We start from the raw sequence: 15142 nt of genomic DNA, 5'->3' as shown, positions 1-15142 counted from the left end.
TACCGATCACGCCGGAACTTCCTGAACCCCAACTGGAGGGTTATGCCGTTTATGCATCTCGAGCAGGCAAGAAGAATCGCCGCCGAGCGCTGAGATTGTTACGTTATGTGCCCGAGATCACCACGAAATTGTGGCGCCGGTCGCACGACGGCACAGCGGTGTCCCACTCAGCGGGACAACTGGGAAAACTTCGCTGTGCACGCCTCGAAATGCGAGTAAATCTCCGCGATGAACGGTTCGGTGCCGAACCCTTACTTGCCGTGCGCCCGCAGTTGATAAAGCCCCTCGGTCTCCGCGACCACCACGCCGTCGGCATCGGTGACCACGGCGGTCAACGTGAAGTTGGACTTCCCCGTGGCAGCGGCTTCTTCGGCGATCCGCGCGATCTCGTCCTCGGACAACCTCGCCTCGGCGCGCACATCCGTCTTCGCCGGCTTGCGGAAGAACACGTGCAGGTCCTTGACCAGCGGGTAGAACTCGGAGTTGTCGAAGGTGGCGATCGCGATCGCGCCGCCGAGGATCTCGGCCACCGTGAACAGCACCCCGGCGTACATCACCCCGTAGTGGTTGCCGTTGCCCTCGATCGGCACCGTCGTGGCCGCGAACCCGCGCCGCACGTCGACCGCGGTCACCCCCATCCGGTGCGCGATCGGAATGGTGAATTCCAGTGCCCCGTTGACGATCTCCGCGAACGGCGGAGTCTCCACCTCTTCACTCACCGCGCACCACTCCTTCACACCGGAGGCGACCAGCACCTCGTCTCTGCCACCTCGGCCGATCTCCCCGAAGCGTAGCTCGCCCGATCGCAAACGCGGTGCGGCGCTGACCGTCTCGCGGGTTTGCCGGTGCCACGCCGGGGCACCCGGCGTACGTGATCTCCCGCCGCCAGGAGCGCATACTGCACTGGATGTCCCAGGCTTCCTCCGGCGCTTCGGGCTCCGTGGCGGCGAGTCGCACCCAGCAGAGACAGCCGAGGTATGCATGAGCACCATGGACAAAGCCGCGATCACCGTGGCCGCATTGACGTTCGCCGGGTTGTCGGCGGTGGTCGCGCCCGCAGCGCACGCCGCCCCGGTGTGCGGTGGCGCGGGACAACCGACGCTGCCTGCCGCGGCACTGCCCGGGGCGTTGGAAGGACTGACCGTCGACGCTCGCGGGCGCGCCTTCACCACGGACCTGGCGACCGGACGGGTGTATCGCATCGACGCACCCGGCGCGGTGCCGGTGCCCATTGCCACCGTGCCGAGCGGCGGTGGCGGTGCCCTCGCTTGGACGCCGGACGATAAATTGCTGGTCGGCTACGGCGCGGATGCGCGCTCGTTCGCCGGTGACACGCTGCGCCACGCCGGGATCGTCACCCTCGATCCGGATACCGGTGCGGTCGCGCCCTACGCTGCTGGGCTCAGCGCCGCGAACGGCATGGACGTCACGCAGGACGGAACTGTCTACGCCACCAACGACTTCGGCAATCTGGTCGGCCGGGTCTACTCGAACAGGGCGGTGCAGGCCGATTGGGCGTCGTTCCCGAGCGCGAACGGCGCGGTCCTCGGCACCGATGACGAATACCTCTATGTCAGCAGGACATTCGCCAACCCTGGCGTGAGCCGGATCCCCACCGGCAACCCGGGTGCGCCGCAGTCGCTGCTCGATCTCGGCGGCGGCGACGCGCTCGCCGCACCGGACGGCCTGACGCTGGATTCGCTGGACCGACCGGTGGTCCCCCTCAACACGGCAGGCCAGGTCATCCGGATCGACGCCCCGAACCAGTACTGCGTCCTCGGCAGCGGTAACCCGATGACGAGCGTGCTCACCTACGGTCGCGGTAGCACCGGTTTCTCGGCGGGCCGCCTCTTCGGCGCCATCTTCACCGGCCTGATCTACGAGATTCCCGGTGGCTTCGACCCGAACGCTCGCACCGCGACGCCGTAAGGGCGCGACGACGAGACAGCGACATCGGCGGCGGATCACCGTGGCCGAATCGCCGCCGACGGGCGATCATAGGATGACTACTGGTCGGCTGTCCCCGTCATATCTCACTGGACCCGGACCCGCGTAGCCGAGCACGACACCATCGTCCATGCGTCACATGGAGGTACGGAATGCGTTCTCGCACCACACTCCTGATCGGTATCGCGCTGGTCGCCGTGCTGGTGGCGGTCGGGGTGGTGTTCGCCGTCCGGCACAACCCGCAGGAGCAGTCCGCGTCCGTCTGCCCGAATGACGATGCCGCGTCCGCGCCGGGCTGGATGGCGTCGAATGCCGAGGTGGACGCCGGGTTCGAGCGGCATCCCTTCGTCGGCAACGGCTATCTCGGGTTGCGTGTGCCACCCCGTGGCGCCGGGTATGTGTCGACAGGCGAGCCCAGCGGCTGGCCGCTGTACACACCGCGCTACGACGGTGCATTCGTCGCAGGCCTGTACGGGCACACGCCTGCGCTGGCCGACGATCGGGAGGTCGCCGCGGCCATCCCGAACTGGTCCGCACTCACAGTCGGTGTCGGCGCCGACACCTACGCGGCCGACACCCCGGCCGAGCGGATCACGAACTTCACCCAGACCCGATACCTGCGCTGCGGACTGGTGCGCACCGCGCTCACCTGGACCAACCGGGACGGTAAGGCCACCGATCTGGTGTACGACGTCATCACGGATCGGGTCGACCAGCATGTGGGCGCGGTCCATCTCACCCTCGTCCCGCACTGGTCCGGGGAGCTCACCGTGACCGATCTGCTCGACGGCGCTGGCGCCCGCCGGATGACCCAGACCTATGGTGACGCGGGCGCGGACGGTATCCGGGTCGGCTTCCGCACCGACGGCACCGGCGTCGACGGCGCGGTGGCGTCGGTGCTGAGTACGGGGGCTGCGCAGCAGTCGACGGCGCGGGATCTCACCGCCAGCCAGCAGACGCGACTCACCGTGCAAGCCGGAAAGTCTTACGAGGTAACAAAATTCGTCGGCATCGACACCGCGCTCACCACCGCCGATCCCGCTGCGGCGGCGCACGACGCCGCGCTGCGGGCGGCACGCAAGGGCTGGCCGGACCTGCTTGCGGACACGGCGGCAGCGTGGCGCGCGTTGTGGCAGGGCGATCTCGAGATACCCGGCAACCCCGACCTACAGTCGTGGACCCGTGGTGCGCTCTATTCGCTGTACTCGAGCACGAATGCCCAACAGGACAACAGCATTTCGCCCGTCGGACTCAGCAGCGACAACTACGCGGGCGCCGTGTTCTGGGACGCCGAAATCTGGATGTTCCCCGGCCTGCTCCAGTTGGCGCCCGATCTCGCGAAGTCGGTGGTGGAGTACCGATACAAAACCTTGCCCGCTGCGCAGGCGAACGCACAGCAGCTCGGCTACCGCGGCGCCTTCTACCCGTGGACCAGCGCGAGCCGGGGCGCCCTCGCGGAGTGCCACAGCTGGGATCCGCCGCACTGCCTGACCCAGATCCATCTGCAAGGCGACATCTCCCTCGCGGCCTGGCAGTACTACCTCGCCACCGGCGACACCGGCTACCTGCGCGGTCGCAGTTGGCCGATCATGCGGAACCTGGCCGAGTTCTGGGCCTCGCGGGTGACGCCGAATCCCGACGGCAGCTACTCGATCGACAATGTCGCGGGCCCTGATGAATACAGCAACGGTGTCAAGGACGGGGTCTACACCAACGCGGTTGCCGCACTGGCGCTGCGCAATGCGGCCCGGGCCGCCGAGATCCTCGGCGAGCCCGCCCCGCCCGAGTGGACCGCGATCGCCGACCACCTGCGGATGCCCTTCGACCCGGCCCGGCAGATATTCGCCCAGTACGACGGCTATCCCGGGACCTCGCTCAAGCAGGCGGACAGCGTGCTGCTGATCTATCCGCTGGAATGGCCTATGTCGCAGGAGGTTTCGACCAACACGCTCGAATATTACGCCGAGCGCACCGATCCCGACGGGCCCGCGATGACCGACTCGGTGCATGCCATCGACGCCGCGGCCATCGGCACGCCGGGTTGTGCGACCGATACCTACCTCGAGCGCGCGGTGCGGCCGTTCGTGCGCGCGCCGTTCGGGCAGTTCGCGGAGGCCCGCGGCAGCAAGGCAGGTGCCAAGGATCCCCTGGCGGGCGCGCCTGCGTTCACCTTCGTCACCGCGGCGGGCGGTTTCCTGCAAACGTTCACGAACGGTCTGCTCGGGCTGCGACTGCGGGCCGACGAGGTTCGCATCGATCCGATGCTGCCGCCGGAGCTGAGTTCGGGGTTGCACATCCGTGGCATGCGTTGGCAGGGAAGGACTTTCGACGCCGAGATCGGGCCCGATGACACGAAAGTCACGCTGAAAGACGGTGCCGAGATGCGGGTCCGGACCGCGACCGGCACCCAAGTGGTCAGCCGTGACCAGCCATTGAGCGTCAAGACCCGCCGACCGGACCTGACGCCCACCGACAACGTCGCCCGCTGCAAGTCCGTCGCGGTGAGCTCGGCCGAACCCGGTCGATACGCCGACGCCGCTGTCGACGGCAGTACCGCCACCGGCTGGGCGCCCGACGCCGAACAAGGCACCCTCACTGTCGATCTGGGCGCCGAAACTGTTGTCGGCCGGATACTTCCACGCTGGACGGATCCCGCGCCGGCGACGTCCACGATCTCGGTGTCCGCCGACAACCAGAACTGGACGACGGTCACCGTCGACCCGGCAACCGGCGCATCCGCGAACCCTATCTCCGCCCGCTACATTCGACTGAGTGTCACGGCCGCGGATCCTGCCGTCCATCCCGGGCTCCGCGAACTAGAGGTCAGCGCCCCGAAATAGCCGACGTGCAGGCACGGTATTCAGCGCCCGACTGCGTAGCCTTGCATGCCGCGCGGGTTCGCGGCGGCCGACAGCACACCCGACTCCGGGTCCCGGGCCACGGCGCACAGCCGACCTTCCGACCAGGGATCGCCGACGGTGACATCGTGGCCACGTCGGCGCAGGTCATCGATGATCGACTCGCCGATCCTGGACTCCACCAGGACACCGCCGGGTTCCATGTCCCGCGGATAGAACGAGCTGGGAAACGACGTGCCATGCCAATTCGGTGCGTCGATCGCGGCTTGCAGATCCAGGCCGCCGTAGGCGACGGACAAGAAGAAGTGCAACTGCCACTGGTCCTGCTGGTCACCGCCTGGTGTACCGAAGGCGAGCACCGGTACGCCGTCGCGCAAAGCCAAGGTCGGGGTCAGGGTGGTGCGCGGACGATGGCCGGGCACAAGGGTATTCGGCAGTCCCTCGTCCAGCCAGGCCATCTGCAGGCGGGTGCCGAGCGGGAAACCCAGCTCCGGGATGACGGGATTGGAGTGCAGCCAACCGCCACTCGGCGTTGCCGAGATCATATTGCCCCACTGGTCGACGATATCGAAATGGCAAGTGTCGCCTCGTGTTTCGCCCGTACTGGCCAGTGACGGCTCGCCCGCGCCCGGCTCGTCGGCTACCGGGCCCGAGCCGCCGATGTGCGAACTGAGCAGTGGCGTACGCCCTGCCGGGCTGCCGGGACGCAGCTCGTAGGAGGCCTTGGCGTCGATCAGCGCCCGCCGCTGCGCGTTGTACTTCGCCGAAAGCAGCACGGGCACCGGCACATCGGGCACATCGCCGTACCAGGCCTCGCGGTCGGCCATGGCCAGCTTGCAGCCCTCGATCAGCAGATGGACGTACTCGGCGGAACCATAGGCCGGCAGATCCTCGGGCAGCAGGGCGAGTTGCTGCAGGAAGACCGGACCCTGACTCCACGGCCCCATCTTGCACAACGTCCAGCCGTGCCAGTCGTAGGTCGCGGGCGCCTCGTAGGTCGCCGACCAGTCGGCCAGGTCCGCCGCCGTCAGGGTGCCGACGTGCCGCTCGCCGCTGGTGTCGAGGGTGGGCCGCGCCGACTGCCGCAGCATCGCCTCGGCGACGAATCCGCTGCGCCAAATCCGCCGGGCCGCTTCGATTTCCGCCACCCGGTCGCTACCGCCCTCGGCGACGGCTTCGTCGATCAGCCGGCGCCACGTCCGGCCCAGCGCCGGATTGCGGAACAGCTCACCGGGTTTCGGCGCGATACCGTCGCGCAGGTAGACCTCCGCCGAGGAAGTCCATTCGGTGGTGAAGAGTTCGCGGACCTCCTCCACCTGCTGCCGCACCCGCGGGACGGGCGGGTGCCCGTCCTCCGCGTAACCGATGGCGAAGCTGAGCAGCTCGGCGAGCGGCCGTGTGCCGTAATCACGCAGCAACACCATCCAGGCGTCGAACGCGCCGGGTACCGCGGCCGCCAACGGCCCGGTGCCCGGAACGAATTCGAGTCCGAGCCCGCGATAGTGCGCGGCGCTCGCGCCGGCGGGAGCCGGTCCCTGCCCACACAGCACGCGGACCGGTTCACCCACCGGGGCAAGGATCATCGGCGCCTCACCCGCAGGGCCGTTGAGGTGCGGTTCCACCACGTGCAGCACGAATCCGGCGGCCACCGCCGCGTCGTAGGCGTTGCCGCCGCGCTCGAGCACGGCCATCGCGGACTGCGACGCCAGCCAGTGGGTGGACGACACCATCCCGAACGTGCCCCGCAAAGTCGGTCTGGTGGTGAACATGTCGAACCCTCCGGTCACGCGCTCGCTCCGCGCCCGGACCGGCGCGATTCCCTGTGGAAAATACCGTCCGCACCGCCCGAGCCGCCGCACGCACCCGCGCCCGGGAGCGGCGCGTCCATTCGGCTAATCGGCCGTTACCCGTAATAGTTGAGGGCGATGGCTACCGACACAGACACGACCCCGACCGGACCCGACCTTCGCCTCATCGGCATCGGCATCGCCACGGTGATCGCCGGTGTCGGCTGGGCGGCGCTGGGCAAGGACAGTTTCGGCTCCGCGTCGAAGACCGCGCTGGACTGGGTGCTCGGCAACTTCGACTGGCTGTTCGTGGTCTCCGCCGACGTCTTTCTCGTGCTCTGCGTCGTGATCGCGGTCAGTCGCTTCGGGCGGATCAGGCTCGGAAAGGACGACTCGAAACCGGAATTCAGCAACCTCGCCTGGATCGCCATGATGTTCAGCGCGGGCATGGGCATCGGGTTGATGTTCTATGGCGTCGGCGAACCGCTGCAGCATTTCGTCGAGCCGCCGCCGTCGACCGGGATCGAGCCGCAGACCACCGCGGCAGCCAGTGCGGCACTGCAGTATTCGCTGTTCCACTGGACCCTCACGCCGTGGGCGATCTACGGCATCGTCGGACTTGCCTTGGCCTACGCGGGTTTTCGGAAAGGACGCGGCAATCGGTTGTCCGCCGCCTTCGTGCCGTTGCTCGGCGAGCGCCGTGCGCAGGGGTGGGCGGGGCAGGCCATCGATCTGCTCGCGGTGTTCGCGACCGTCTTCGGCACGGCAACCAGTCTCGGACTCGGCGCGTTGCAGGTCGCGAAGGGTTTACAGCTCACCGCGGGTGCGCCGGACACGGTGACGGTGCAGCTCATCATCATCGGCGCGCTCAGCGCCGCCTTCGTGCTGTCCGCGTTCTCGGGGCTGCACAAGGGTGTCAAATGGCTGTCCACCGTCAATATTCTGCTGGCCGGGCTGCTCATGCTGTTCGTCTTCGTGCTCGGGCCGACGGTGTATGTGCTCGGCAGCATTCCGTCCAGCATCGGCAACTACCTGACCAACCTGCTGCCGATGGCCACCCGGACCGGTGCCTACGCCGACCCGGCCTGGCTCGGTTCCTGGACGATCTTCTACTGGGCCTGGTGGTTGTCCTGGGCGCCGTTCGTGGGCACCTTCATCGCGCGCATCTCGCGCGGCCGCACCATCCGCGAATTCCTCATCGGGGTGCTGCTGGTGCCCAGCGGGGTGACCGTCGTGTGGTTCTGCATCATGGGCGGCAGCGCGATTCGTCTGACCACCACCGGCGTCGCCGACCTCACCGCGAACGCCGCCGACGCCGAGGCCTCGCTGTTCGACATGCTCGACGCCCTGCCCGGCGGCACCATCACCTCCTGGGTGTCGATGATCCTGGTGATGACCTACTTCGTCACCAGCGCCGACTCCGCCTCCCTCGTCATGGGCTCACTCACCAGCCGAGGCGCCCTCAATCCCCCCTCCTGGCTGGTCATCACCTGGGGCATCCTGATGGCCTCGGTAGCCGCCGTCCTCCTGGTCGCAGGCGGCCTCGACTCCCTGCAAACCGCCACCATCCTCGTCGCCCTCCCCTTCGTCCTCGTCATGCTCGCTCTCTGCTGGTCCCTCATGAAAGAACTCCGCGAAGACCCCGGCGCAGGCCCCACCCCCAACCACCCCCTCTACGGCCTCCGCGACGCCGTCCGCGCCATGGTCGGCGAGGCCATCGACGACCACACCCCACCCCGCCGCCGCCGAGCCGACAACCGCCCCATCCCCCTCGAACGCTGAACCGCTCGGCGGCTGCGCCGGGAGTGATCGCTACTTCGCGGGTGGGCGGTTGCGGAGGTCGCGGACGTAGGTGACGGCTTGTTTGCCTTCGCCGGGGCTGCGGGTGTCCAGGTCGAAAAGGGTTGTTGCGGTGAAGAGTTCGCCTAGTTTGCTGTAGCCGTAGGTGCGGGGGTCGAAGTCGGGGCGCTGTTTGTTGATGATCGAGCCGACGCTGGAGAGGGTGGCCCAGCCGGAGTCGTCGGAAGCGGCGTCGACGGCGTTGCGGAGCAGGTTCATCAGTTTGGCGTCGCCTTTGAGTTGATTGGCAGCGGTGCGGCGGGCCGGGGTCGGCGACTCTTCTGTTGTGCCGGTGAGGTTTTCGGTGTAGATGAACTTGTCGCAGGCGGCGACGAACGGTTTGGGGGTCTTGTGCTGGCCGAATCCGTAGACGGTGCGCCCGGATTCACGGATGCGGCTGGCCAGGCGGGTGAAATCGCTGTCGCTGGAGACGATCACGAAGCCGTCGAGGTTGCCGGTGTACAGCAGATCCATCGCGTCGATGATCATGGCCGAGTCGGTGGCGTTCTTGCCCGTGGTGTAGCCGAACTGCTGGATCGGCTGGATCGACTGTGCGAGCAGCTGATCCTTCCACCCCTTGAGGTTGGTACTGGTCCAGTCGCCGTAGGCCCGCTTCACGTGCGCCGTCCCGTACTTGGCCACCTCGGCCAGCAACCCGTCGGCGATGCCGGGCTGGGCGTTGTCGGCGTCGATCAGCACCGCAAGCCGGGTCGCGTTCTCGCTGCTCAAGGCATTCCCCTTCGTCGGTCGGCCACCGGATAACGGTAGCCCGCCACCGCCGCGCCGACCGACCGACACCACAGAACATGGCTTCAGGGGTGAACCCTCAGTAGTAGTGCCGCCTACCACCCATCGGGTGGCCGGTGCTGCCCGCGACCAGCAGGACCGCGCCCAGGATCAGGACGAGGAATCCGGCGACCGTGAGCAAAGGAATGCCGAGGAAGAATCCGGCGATGAGGAGAACGACTCCGAGCACGATCATGAGCGACTACCTGATTTCGAATGACGTTCGGTACCTGAGGATTGGCGCAGAGCCGCATTTACCGGCGCGTGTGATCGGCTGGTTGCGGCTCGCCCCACTTCGGCTTGAACAGACGGCGCAGGCCACCGGATGCGGTCTGCGGAGCGTCCTGAGTGCCCGCCACCGGCGAACCGGCAGGCGGCCGGCCCTGGTCGCCAGGCAGGGTTTGACCGACGGTTCCCGGCCCGGCGACATTGCTGGACGCTCCGGCTCCGGCTTCGGTGCCGGGCAGATCGGAACGAGCGGGCTGGTTCGGTGGGTATTGATCGGGCATGCGCCGACTGCCGAACACCGGAGTCCGGCGGGTTGCCTTCAGCTCCCGGCGCGCGCTGGCACCGCGGCGGGCAGTACGTCGGGCACCGGTCAGCAGCAAGCTCAGCCCCGCCAGCCCGATAGCACCGACGACAATCCCGTAGAGAAACAGCACTCCGGTCGAGCCGGTGACGTGGTAGCCGAAAACGGCGAAGTTGTCGGTGAGCGTGTGTGTGCTGCCGCCGTTGGCGAAGACGCCGGTGACCCCGACGATGACGGCGGCGAGCAGGATGACGAGCCCGATGATGACGAGCATATTGATCCTCAGATCTGTGGGTGTCTACCCAGTACACGCCCCTCGGACCCGAGTGTCAACACTGTAGACCTACAGTGGTGAACTACAGCGCCGGAACTGTGGCCTCCCCGGCTCGCCTACGCGAGTCCGAAACGGGCCGTATCAATCACGCATTGCCTGTTCGCGCAGCGTACTCAGCGTTTTCGACAGAATGCGCGAGACCTGCATCTGCGAGACGCCCAACTGCGCGGCGATCTGATCCTGGGTCTTGGATTCGAAGAACCGCATGATCAGCACCTGACGCTCACGTTCCGGCAGCGCCGCGATGAGCGGTTTCACCGCGAGGTAGTCCTCGACGGTCTGGTATTCCGGCTCTTCGGCACCCAGGGTGTCCAGCGGCGACCGCGGCGCGTTGTCGTCGTCGCTGTCCAGACCCACATCGATCGAGGAGGTCTGATACGCGTTGCGGGCGATCAACGCCTGGGTGACCTCGACCAGGTCGGCGCCGAGTTCGTCGGCGATCTCGCGGGCCTTGGGCATCCGGCCGAGCCGCTGCGCGAGCGTCTCGATGGCGGGCGCAATGGTCTGCTGAATCTCCTTGAGCCGCCGCGGAACTCGCACCGACCAGGTGTAGTCCCGGAAGTGGCGGCGCACCTCGCCCATGATGGTCGGCACCGCGAAAGCCAGGAACGGCGAGCCGTGCGAGGCGTCGAAACGGTCCACCGCGGCCACCATGCCGACGCGGGCGATCTGCAGCAGGTCGTCGAAGTTCTCGCCGCGGCCGGTGAACTTGCGGGCGATGTGCTCGGCCAGCGGCAGGCAGCGGCTGATCAGCTCCTCGCGCACGACGGCACGGCGCGGATCGTCGGCGTCGAGCTCGCTCAGCTCGACGAACAGGGGCTCGATATTGTCGTAACTGTCCCCACCACGCCGGCGCGGCTCATGATCCACGCCCGACGCTGTCGCGTCATTGCTCATCGAGGTCGCCCCGGGCCCAGACGAAGTCGACGACAGTCGGGTACCCGGAGACGGCGGCGTCGAACGGCGCCCTGGTCGCCGTGACCGAGTCGGTGAGCGTCTGTACGATGTGCCAGCCGAAACTGCCGGACCCGACCTCGGCGTCGGACGTGCCGACCGCGTGGATGGTGGCGTTGAGCACGCCTTCGCGATAGCTGAACGCGCAATCGATGGTCGACCCCGGTGCCGCGTCCTGCATCAGCACGGTCGCGATCTCGTCGAGCGCCAGACGGATATCGGTGACCTCGTCGAGCCCGAAATCGGCGATCAGCAGCACGGTCTCGGCGAGGGCGCGCAGCATCGTCAGCTGTTCCGGCGATGCGGGCACCGTGACGGCGACCGTTGTTGTCCCCGTCACGGATTCGGATACCCGTTCACTCATTCCGCCACCACCTCGTTTACGCGCGCGTGTCCGATCGACGGGTCAGCCTACCCGGACCGGAGCACACCGGCAGCGGGGCACACCCGTGTGCCGCGCCGCCGTCCCCGGCGACGCGGCGGACCACGCGTTTACTTCTCGATGTTCTCGAAATCGAACTGGCCGTTCCAGGCCAGTTCGGCCTTCTTCACCTTCTCGCCGAGACCCGCGGTGGCGATGTAATCGAGCACCGGGATATCGGGCATGTCCTGGAACAGCAAGGTCTGTGCCTGCGCCACGAACTTGTAGGACTCCTCCAGCGTCGGCGCGGCGAGCGCGGCGTCGATGAGCTTGTCGAACTCGGGGCTGCTGTAGTCGACATTGTTGGTGCCCGCACCGGTGTAGTACTGCGCGGTGAGGAACTGCAGCATCGTCGGGTAGTCGCCCTGCCAGCCGTACCGGAACGCCTTACCGATCGTCCGGGCGGTGATCGCCGATCGGACGTCCTTGAAGGTCGGATACGGCGCGCCGATCGCCTCGATGCCGAGGGTGTTCTTGATGCTGTTGGCCACCGCTTCGATCCAGGCCTGATGGCCACCGTCGGAGTTGTAGGCGATCTCGTAGCGACCCGACCACGGCGAGATCGCGTCGGCCTGCGCCCACAGCTTCTTCGCCTCGTCCGGGTTGTACTTCAGCACCTCCGAGCCCGGCAGTTTGCCGTCGAAGCCGGGCAGCGTGATCGCGGTGAAGTCGCGCGACGGAATCCTGGTGCCGTGGAAGATGTTCTCGCAGATCTGCTCGCGGTTGATCGCCAGCGAGAGCGCCTTGCGCCGCAGCACCCCTTCAGCGCCCGCGAAGTGCGGGATATTGGTCTGGCTGCTGATGTGCTGGTTCTGCGCGGTCGGCTTGGTGATCGCCCGATCGCCGAGGTCCTGCTTGTAGGACGCGAGTGCGCTGTCCGGGATGGTGTCGAGGGTGTCGAGGTTGCCCGCGATCAGGTCGGCGTAGGCCGTGTCGAACGACTGGTACATCACCATTCGCAGGCCCTTGTTCTTGGCCGGGCGCGCACCCTTGTAGTCCGGGTTCGGCACCAGGTCGACCTTGACGTTGTGCTCCCACGCACCCGTGCGCGCGAGCTTGTACGGCCCGTTGCCGATCGGGTTCTCGCCGAACGCCTTCATGTCCTTGAACGCCGCCTCGGGTAGCGGATAGAACGGGGTGAAGGCGAGCGCGAGCTCGAAGTCGATCGACGGGCTCTTCAGCGCGACGGTGAAGGTGCGGTCGTCGACCACCTTCAGGCCCGACATCGTCTGTGCCGCAGGCTTTTCCGCAGCGACCTCGTCGTAGCCGACGACGCTGGAGAAGACGTAGCCCTGCAGCTGTGCGTTGGTGCTGAGCGCGCCGTAGTTCCACGCGTCGACAAAGGATTTCGCCGTGACCGGTGTGCCGTCGGTGAACGTCCAGTCCGGTTTGATGGTGATCTTGTAGTTCTTGCGGTCCGTCGTCTCGATGGACTGCGCCATATCGTTGTGCGCGACACCGTTGGCGTCGTAGTACTTCAGCCCGGCGAAGATCCGGTCGACGATCCGGCTGCCGCTGTTGTCGTTGTTGCTGGCAGGCAACAGCGGGTTCTGCGGCTCGGTGATATTGGTCGTGACGATGCCTGCGTCGGTACTGTCGTCCGACGAACAGCCGGCCAGTCCCAGGCTCGTGGCCAGTAACAATGCCGCCGTCAGCGCACCGGCTCTGGTGAATCTCACTACGTTCTCCCCAGGTCGAGCAGGGGCAGCACCCGCGACACGCGTGAGGTCACCAGCGCGTGCCGACATGAGCTGCCGTGAATGTCCTCGGACAGTAGCGATTCCGGCGAGCGCTGTCAGGAGATCGACATCTCCCGGCGATTCGGGCACGCCCTAATCGATTCGGCGGCCAGCAAATTCGCCGGATTTCGTTGCGCGGAATTCGCGGAATCGATCACTTCACGCAGGTCGCGAAGCGAGAATAGAGGTGGCCTGATCCGGCTTCACGGGACGTATCGGCTGTCGTGGCCGAGAAGAACATGTGGGGAAACACGATGAAAGTCAAAGGATTTGCCACCGCCCTTCTCGCAGTAGGGGCGACCGGAATCACTGCGGGAATTGTCAACGCCCAACCATTAGCGCAACCATCTGCCCAGGTCAGCGTGTCCAGTGTCGATCGTGGCATTGGGTACACCACGGCCACCGACGGCACGGGGGTGATCACTACTGTCAATGCCGGCGCCTTCGCGTTGACCAGGGATGCCGCCGCGGTCACCCTGACCGACAACGCGGGCAATGTCGTCGTCACGTTACCGACGTCCTTCACCGCCGACGGTCGCACCTTCGCCGTGCGGCCACAGATCAGTGACACCGGACGCACCTTGACGATGACACCGGTCGGCGCCCCGGAAACCAGTGCCCACCTGGCACAACTGGTCGATCAGCAAGACGACACCATCGCCCGCAAGCAGTACAACGCGGGCATCGGTGCCCTCATCGGCGCGGGCATCGGCGCGGTGATCGGCTTCTTCCTCGGCGGCGTCGGCGCCCTGGTGACGATCCCCATCGGCGCGGGCATCGGCGCCCTGATCGGTTATTCCACACCGTAATTCGCTGACTTCGGCGGACGCGTACGCCGCACGGTCGTGCGCGTCCGCCGGTCGAGACACCGGCTCCGGTCCCGGTGCGGCTCGCCGTGGCCCGAGCCACGCTGAGTGGCCCGACCGCACGCGGCCCGACCGCAACTGGGCGCCACAAAAGCGCGTGATCGCGCGAGGATGGTCGGCATGACCGACCACGTGCTCGCCATCGACCTCGGCAAAACGGGCTGCCGGGGATCCCTGCGGCTCGACGGACGCGAGACGCGCACCGCCGAGGGGCCCGGCTCCCCCGGACTGGCCAACGCGGGCGGAGTCGCGGCGGCGGAGCAGGCGATCCGCGCCGTCATCGATCGCATAGCGCTCAGCGGGAACACCTTCACCCTGTCCATCGGCGCCGCCGGTGCCGCCGCGGCTCCGGACGCCGCCGCACTGCTCGCGCGTCAACTGGCCGATCTGCCCGGCGCGCAAGCGGTCGCCATCACCTCGGACGCCGTGACCGCGCACGCCGGGGCACTCGGTGGCGCGCCGGGCGTCGTCCTGACCGCCGGGACGGGCGCCGTGGCCACTGCGGTCGACGCCGCAGGACGATTCACCAGGACCGACGGCTGGGGCCCGCTGCTCGGCGACGAAGGTAGCGGCGCGTGGATCGGCACCGAGGGCTTGCGGGCGGCACTGCGCGCACACGACGGACGCGCGGCACCCACCGAACTCGCCGCGAAGGCCGCCGAGCACTACGGTGTTACCCTCACCGAACTGCCGAAACACCTTGGACAGCACGAAAATCCGGCGCTGCTGGCGGCGCGCTTCGCGCCCGTCGTCGCCGCGGCCGCCGCCACGGACGACACCGCGGCCGCCATCATGGCCGCGGCCGGACACGCTCTCGCACGCACCGTGCTCGCCACCATCGAGCGGTCCGGCATGCGTCCGCCGGTGCCCTACGCGATCACCGGCGGACTGGCCAACCTCGGCGCGGCACTGCTCGTCCCGCTCGACGCGGCGATAGCGCAGGTGATCGATCGCCGACCCGCCCGCGGCGGCCCGATCGACGGTGCGGCGCTGCTCGCCGTCGACACGACAACGGCCCTGGAAGCATTGGTGGTGCGAATCACGTGACACTCATTGACAGAACATGCACATGCCCTGACACT

Annotated in this window: 13 protein-coding genes; 5 read left to right on the top strand and 8 right to left on the bottom strand. The window is 67.4% G+C overall.

Annotated features, from left to right (window positions below; genetic code table 11):
* Window positions 1-251: 251 nt before the first annotated feature.
* Entirely contained in the window at window positions 252-719 is a 468-nt protein-coding gene (locus IBX18_RS16400) for a PaaI family thioesterase (protein WP_194834516.1), read from the bottom strand.
* Window positions 720-981: 262 nt separating this feature from the next.
* Between IBX18_RS16400 and IBX18_RS16395 the strand changes: the two genes are divergently transcribed.
* Window positions 982-1929 (top strand): SMP-30/gluconolactonase/LRE family protein, encoded by a 948-nt coding sequence (locus IBX18_RS16395; protein ID WP_228541260.1) that lies wholly within the window; start codon window positions 982-984, stop codon window positions 1927-1929.
* Between the two features lie 170 nt (window positions 1930-2099).
* Window positions 2100-4787, top strand: coding sequence for a discoidin domain-containing protein (locus IBX18_RS16390; RefSeq protein WP_194834515.1), 2688 nt, complete (start codon window positions 2100-2102; stop codon window positions 4785-4787).
* Between the two features lie 20 nt (window positions 4788-4807).
* On the opposite strand, the gene IBX18_RS16385 is transcribed toward IBX18_RS16390, so the two are convergent.
* Window positions 4808-6574: a gamma-glutamyltransferase family protein gene (locus IBX18_RS16385; RefSeq protein ID WP_194834912.1), complete on the bottom strand. Its 1767-nt coding sequence runs from the start codon at window positions 6572-6574 to the stop codon at window positions 4808-4810.
* A 156-nt stretch (window positions 6575-6730) separates the two neighbouring features.
* On the opposite strand from IBX18_RS16385, the gene IBX18_RS16380 reads away from it, so the two are divergent.
* Window positions 6731-8374, top strand: a complete 1644-nt coding sequence (locus tag IBX18_RS16380; RefSeq protein WP_194834514.1) for a BCCT family transporter — start codon at window positions 6731-6733, stop codon at window positions 8372-8374.
* Window positions 8375-8404: 30 nt separating this feature from the next.
* Here IBX18_RS16380 and IBX18_RS16375 read toward each other — a convergent pair whose 3' ends face one another.
* From IBX18_RS16375 to IBX18_RS16350, 6 genes are all read right to left on the bottom strand, one after another.
* Entirely contained in the window at window positions 8405-9160 is a 756-nt protein-coding gene (locus IBX18_RS16375) for an NYN domain-containing protein (protein ID WP_107660815.1), read from the bottom strand.
* 97 nt (window positions 9161-9257) lie between these two features.
* Window positions 9258-9413: a DUF6131 family protein gene (locus tag IBX18_RS16370; protein ID WP_194834513.1), complete on the bottom strand. Its 156-nt coding sequence runs from the start codon at window positions 9411-9413 to the stop codon at window positions 9258-9260.
* Between the two features lie 58 nt (window positions 9414-9471).
* Entirely contained in the window at window positions 9472-10020 is a 549-nt protein-coding gene (locus IBX18_RS43415) for a hypothetical protein (RefSeq protein ID WP_228541259.1), read from the bottom strand.
* A 141-nt stretch (window positions 10021-10161) separates the two neighbouring features.
* A complete protein-coding gene (locus IBX18_RS16360; protein WP_194834512.1) occupies window positions 10162-10977 on the bottom strand; it encodes an RNA polymerase sigma factor SigF in 816 nt (271 codons plus the stop codon).
* On the bottom strand, window positions 10967-11398 hold the full coding sequence (locus IBX18_RS16355; RefSeq protein WP_135232694.1) for an anti-sigma factor: 432 nt from the start codon (window positions 11396-11398) through the stop codon (window positions 10967-10969). The genes IBX18_RS16360 and IBX18_RS16355 overlap by 11 nt, the downstream gene beginning before the upstream one ends.
* Before the next feature lie 128 nt (window positions 11399-11526).
* Window positions 11527-13134: an ABC transporter substrate-binding protein gene (locus IBX18_RS16350; RefSeq protein WP_306796284.1), complete on the bottom strand. Its 1608-nt coding sequence runs from the start codon at window positions 13132-13134 to the stop codon at window positions 11527-11529.
* Between the two features lie 422 nt (window positions 13135-13556).
* Between IBX18_RS16350 and IBX18_RS16345 the strand changes: the two genes are divergently transcribed.
* Window positions 13557-14003: a hypothetical protein gene (locus IBX18_RS16345; protein WP_306796283.1), complete on the top strand. Its 447-nt coding sequence runs from the start codon at window positions 13557-13559 to the stop codon at window positions 14001-14003.
* Window positions 14004-14180: 177 nt separating this feature from the next.
* Window positions 14181-15107: a BadF/BadG/BcrA/BcrD ATPase family protein gene (locus tag IBX18_RS16340; protein ID WP_194834510.1), complete on the top strand. Its 927-nt coding sequence runs from the start codon at window positions 14181-14183 to the stop codon at window positions 15105-15107.
* Window positions 15108-15142 lie beyond the last annotated feature (35 nt).

The organism is Nocardia sp. XZ_19_369 (assembly GCF_015355715.1).
In the GTDB taxonomy this organism is placed as follows: Bacteria; Actinomycetota; Actinomycetes; order Mycobacteriales; family Mycobacteriaceae; genus Nocardia.
The sequence above is the reverse complement of the archived record's forward strand: the minus strand, read 5'-3'. Positions and strand labels throughout refer to the sequence as shown.